Genomic DNA, 5,317 nt, shown 5'->3' on the forward strand with positions numbered 1-5,317 from the left:
GAGACGCCGAAGACGCCGGCCGGGATGCCGCCGGCAATAGCCTTGCCGGCAACCAGCATATCCGGCTCCAGCCCGTGCTGAGCGGTGTAGCCGCCCGGCCCGCTGGAGATGGTGTGGGTCTCGTCGATGATCAGCACCGTGCCGGTGCGGCGGGTGATCTCGCGCAGCGCCTGGTGAAACCCGTCGGCGACCGGAATCATGCCGAAATTGGTCATCAGCGGCTCGGTCAGCACGCAGGCGACGTCGCCAGCTGAAAGCGCCTCCTCCAGCGCCGCGACGTCGTTGAACTCGACAACCCTGGAGACGGCGGAATGGTCGACGCCGTTGGGATGGATCGTGTTGCGCAGGCCGACGCGGCCGTCGCGGATCTCGACATGCGCCTCCTCGACGCCGCCGTGATAGCAGCCGGAGAAGACCAGCACCTTGTCGCGGCCGGTGATTATGCGGGCAATGCGGATGGCGCCGCGATTGGCGTCGGTGGCCGAGGTGGTGAGCGTCCAGTAAGGCAGGCCGAAGCGGCGCGTAAGCTCTGCGCCGACCCAGAGGCTGTCCTCGGTCGGCAGCATCATCGTGGTGCCGTTCCGCAACTGGCGAAGGGCGGCGCGGGTGACCGCCTCCGGCGCATGGCCGCACATGCCGCCGGTGTCGCCAAGGGCGAAGTCGACATAGTCGTGGCCGTCGATGTCGCTTATGTGGGCGCCGCTGGCCGACGCCGCATAGACCGGGAAACCGCCGGCCCAGCGGCGCATCCAGTGCGAGGGACCGCCATAGAGGAAATGCCTCTTGCCCTCTTCCCACGCCGCCGCCGAGCGCGGGTGGGTTTCGAGGAAGCGCTGTTGCTCGCGGTCGAGCAGGTCGCCGGTTGTCTTTGAATGCAAAGCGTTTTTGGCAGCCGTCACGGGGCGAAGCCTCCCTTGTGTGCCGTCAGTTGGGCACAAGATGATTTTCTTGTCGGTTCACTATTTGAACCATCGTTTTGCATGTTATAGACAAACTGCAGGCTACCTCGGCTGCTGTCAAGTTAATTCACATGCGAACTATCTTGGAGAATGCATCATGAGCACGGTGGGCAAGGCGGTCTCGCTGCTGGAGCTGTTCACGCTCGACGAGCCGGAGATCGGGCTGTCCGACCTCGCCCGCAAGGCCGGCCTCGACAAGGCGACAGCCCGGCGTTTGCTGATGGCGCTCGCCAACCATCGGCTGATCGAGCAGGAGCCGCAAAGCCGCCGCTACCGGCTGGGCGCCGGCCTGTCGCGGCTGGCCCGCATCCGCGACGCGCATTTCCCTTTCGTGCGCGTGGCGGCGCCGGTGGCGCGGGAGCTGTCGCTCGAAACCGGCGAGACCGTGCATCTGTCGGAGTTCAGCGCTGGCGCGCTGCTCACCGTGCATGTCGAACTGTCGGCGAAGGCCAACCGCGTCAATGTCGACGTCGGCCAGATCCTGCCACTGCACGGCACGGCCTCCGGCATCGCCTTCCTCGCCGCGTCGCGGCTGCAAGTGGTCAGCGCCTATCTGGAGAAGCCCTTGCAGGCCTTCACCGCGCATACGGTGACAGGACCGGACACGCTGGCCAAAGCCATCGCTTTTGCCGCCGCAAGCGGCTATTCGCGTAGCTCGCAGGGCTATGAGGAAGGCGTGCACAGCATCGGCGCCGCGATCCTCGGCGCCGACGGCCAACCGATCGGCGCGCTGGCGGTGGCGTCCCCCGTATCCCGCGTCGACGATGCGGTCGCGGCCAAACAGGGCGAGGCTGCGGTCACGGCGGCGCGCCTGATTGCGGCACGGCTGACCGGCGAGGCGTGACATCCCGCATCGGCGAGGCTGAACTCGCCATACTCGCGGCTGCCGCTCATTGGTCGCGGTCGCCGAACCAGGCGAAGCCCCCCTCTTGTCGCCTTCATTTGAAACTTTGAACGTTGTTCACTTTTCTTTTGAACGCCGTTCACAATGTGCTATATTGCGTTATGAACATCGTTCATGGAAAATGGGCGGCGAAGAGGATGACGAAGCCTGCTGATTGTATCCGGCCCTGAAACCAGCCAGCGCCGACCCGGCTTAACCCTGAAACGAAAGGATCATATCGATGGCCATCAACAGCTATGTTTCCAACCAGTCGAGTGCCTGGAAAACGTCCATCGCCATCACCAAGACGCTGCGTGACGCGGAGGAAACGGGCCGGTTCATCAACAGGCTGCAAGGCGCCAAGACCGAAAAGCTGATGATGGATATCAACCGCAGTAACGAAGTTTAACCGGCTTCCCGCTTAAAACGAGGCTCAAACCGCGCAAGCAACCGCTGACCGATCCATCTCGGATTGCTCGATGGCCTTGCCCAATGGAACTTGCCATGAACACCCATCTGATGATGTCGCGGCGCTTTGCGCCTCTCTTCTGGACGCAGTTCCTGTCCGCCTTCAACGACAACTTCCTGAAGAACACGCTGGTGTTCCTCATCCTCTTCACCCTTGCCGCGGACCAGGCGGCGTCATTGGTGACCTTGGCCGGCGCCATTTTCATGGCCCCCTTCCTGCTCTTGTCCGCGCTTGGCGGCGAGATCGCCGACCGCTTCGACAAGGCTTTCGTGGCGCGCAGGCTGAAGTTCGTCGAGATCGGCGCCGCCTTGCTGGCCGTAATCGGCATCGCGCTGTCGTCCATTCCGGTGCTGCTCACGGCGCTGTTCCTGTTCGGCGTGATTTCGGCGCTGTTCGGCCCGATCAAATACGGCATCCTGCCCGATCACCTCGAGCGCAAGGAACTGCCGCGCGCCAACGCCTGGATCGAGTCGGCCACCTTCGCCGCCATCCTCGGCGGCACCATCGCCGGCGGCGTCGTCTCCGCCGACGGCATCGGCGTTGCGGTGTTCGGACCGATCATGATGGCGCTTGCCGTCGGCTGCTGGCTCGTCAGCCGCTACATCCCGGCGACCGGTGCGGCCGCGCCGAACCTGGTGATCGACAAGAATGTCCTGCGCTCTACCTGGCGTCTGGTCAGCGAATTGCGCACCAACCAACGCATCTGGCGGGCGGCGCTGATGGCGTCCTGGTTCTGGCTGGTCGGCGCCATCGTCCTTTCCATCCTGCCAACCCTGGTCAAGAATTCGCTCGGCGGCACCGAGATCGCCGTGACCGCCTATCTGGCGGTCTTCGCGGTCGCCGTCGCCATCGGCTCGGCCATCGCCGCCTGGATGTCGCAGGGACGCATGGTGCTGTTGCCCGCCCCTGTCGGCACCGCGCTGATGGCCGTGTTCGGGCTGGACCTCGCCTGGAGCGTGTGGGGCCTTCAGGCCTCCGCCCAGGCGCAGACGCTCAGCGCCTTCTTCTCTGGCCCGAACACCATCCGAGTCGCCATTGATCTCGCCGGCCTGGCGATCGCCGGTGCCTTCCTTGTCGTTCCCACCTTCGCGGCCGTGCAGGCCTGGGCGCCGGAGGACCGGCGCGCCCGTGTCGTCGCCGCGGTGAATGTCGTCAGCGCCGGCTTCATGACCCTCGGCGGCGGCATCGTCGCCGCCATCCAAGGCGCTGGCGTCTCGATCGCCGGCGTGCTGGCCGGCCTTGCCGTGGTCAATGCCGTCGCCGCCTGGCTGATGCTGAAATACCTGCCGACGAATCCTTTCCGCGATTTCGTCTCCATCCTGTTCCGCGCCTTCCATCATCTGGAGGTCGAGGGGCTGGACAACCTCAAGGCCGCCGGCCCGGCGCCGATCCTGGCGCTCAACCATGTCAGCTTCCTCGATGGTCCGCTGGCCCTGACGCTGACCGACGAGGAGCCGGTCTTCGCCATCGACCACACCATCGCGCAGGCCTGGTGGATGAAGCCGTTCCTGAAGCTCGCCCGCGCCCTGCCGCTCAATCCGGCCAAGCCGATGTCGACCCGCACGCTGATCAAGATCGTGCAGGGCGGCGATCCGCTGGTCATCTTCCCCGAAGGCCGCATCACCGTCACCGGAGGCCTGATGAAGGTCTATGACGGCGCCGCCATGGTCGCCGACAAGACCGGCTCGATGGTCGTGCCGGTGCGCATCGACGGGCTGGAGAAGAGCTACTTCTCGCGGCTGACGTCGCAGCACGTGCGCCGCCGCCTGTTCCCGAAGGTCAAGGTGACCATCCTGGAACCGGTGAAGCTCGAAGTTCCGCAGGAGTTCAAGGGCCGCCAGCGTCGCACCGCGGCGGGCGCCGCCCTCTATCAGGTGATGTCGGATCTCGTCTTCCGCACCGAGGACATCGACAAGACGGTGCTTGAGAAAATCATCCTGACGGCGAACGAGCGCGGCATGAAAGAGCTCGCCGTGCAGGACCCGGTCACCGGCTCGCTGAGCTACGGCAAGCTGCTGACGGCTGCCGCCGTGCTCGGCGAGAAGTTCGAGCACCTCTATGCCAGCCAGCAGACAATCGGCATTATGCTGCCCAATGCCAACGGCGCATGCGCGACGCTGCTCGGCGTCATGTCGGCCGGCAAGGTGCCGGCGATGATCAACTTCACCGCGGGTGCGGCGAACATCCTCTCCGCCTGCAAGGCCGCCGAGGTGCGGACCGTGCTCACCTCCCGCGCGTTTGTCGAACAGGCCAAGCTCGGCGCGGTCGTCGAGGAAATCGGCCGCTCGGTGGAGATCGTCTGGCTCGACGACCTGCGGGCCGGCATCGGCCTCAAGGACAAGCTGCTCGGGCTACTGCGCAAGACCACACCGCGCGTCGCCCGCAAGCCCGACGACGCGGCGGTGATCCTGTTCACCTCCGGTTCCGAAGGCACGCCGAAGGGCGTGGTGCTTACCCACCGCAACATCCTCGCCAACGCCGCCCAGGCCGCCTCGCGCATCGACTTCCACTCGGGCGACAAGGTGTTCAACGTCCTGCCGATCTTCCATTCCTTCGGCATGACGGCGGGCACGGTGCTACCGCTGATCTCGGGCGTGCCGGTCTATTTCTACCCCTCGCCGCTGCACTACCGCATCGTGCCTGAACTGGTCTACGCGTCGAATGCGACGATCATCTTCGGCACCGACACGTTCCTCTCAGGCTATGCGCGCACGGCGCATCCTTACGACTTCCGCTCGGTGCGCTACTGCTTTGCCGGCGCCGAGCCGGTCAAGGCGGCGACGCGCATGACCTATATGGAGAAGTTCGGCCTGCGCATCCTCGAGGGCTACGGCGTGACCGAGGCGGCGCCGGTGATCTCCATCAACACGCCGATGTACAACCGGTCCGGCAGCGTCGGCAAAATCATGCCCGGCATGGAGTATCGGCTGGATCCGGTGCCCGGCGTCGAAAATGGCGGGCGGCTCCACGTGCGCGGCCCGAATGGCATGTCAGGCTATCTGCGGG

At 65.3% G+C, this 5,317-nt stretch carries 4 protein-coding genes; 3 read left to right on the forward strand and 1 reads right to left on the reverse strand.

Annotated features, from left to right (window positions below; all coding sequences use genetic code 11):
* Nucleotides 1–899, reverse strand: an 899-nt coding sequence (locus EOA33_RS23170; protein ID WP_245482415.1) for a transaminase, incomplete at its 3' end; no start/stop codon positions are given.
* 157 nt (nucleotides 900–1,056) lie between these two features.
* Here EOA33_RS23170 and EOA33_RS23175 point away from each other — a divergent pair.
* The 3 genes from EOA33_RS23175 to EOA33_RS23180 all read left to right on the forward strand — a co-directional run.
* Nucleotides 1,057–1,803, forward strand: a complete 747-nt coding sequence (locus tag EOA33_RS23175; RefSeq protein ID WP_127406685.1) for an IclR family transcriptional regulator — start codon at nucleotides 1,057–1,059, stop codon at nucleotides 1,801–1,803.
* A 280-nt stretch (nucleotides 1,804–2,083) separates the two neighbouring features.
* The gene (locus tag EOA33_RS39210; RefSeq protein WP_189375389.1) at nucleotides 2,084–2,251 is read left to right on the forward strand and encodes a hypothetical protein; all 168 of its coding nucleotides are present in this window, start codon (nucleotides 2,084–2,086) and stop codon (nucleotides 2,249–2,251) included.
* 95 nt (nucleotides 2,252–2,346) lie between these two features.
* Nucleotides 2,347–5,317 (forward strand): acyl-[ACP]--phospholipid O-acyltransferase (locus EOA33_RS23180; protein WP_127406686.1); only part of this gene is annotated, 2,971 nt, incomplete at its 3' end.

Source organism: Mesorhizobium sp. M4A.F.Ca.ET.050.02.1.1, assembly GCF_003997725.1.
Classification (GTDB): domain Bacteria; phylum Pseudomonadota; class Alphaproteobacteria; order Rhizobiales; family Rhizobiaceae; genus Mesorhizobium.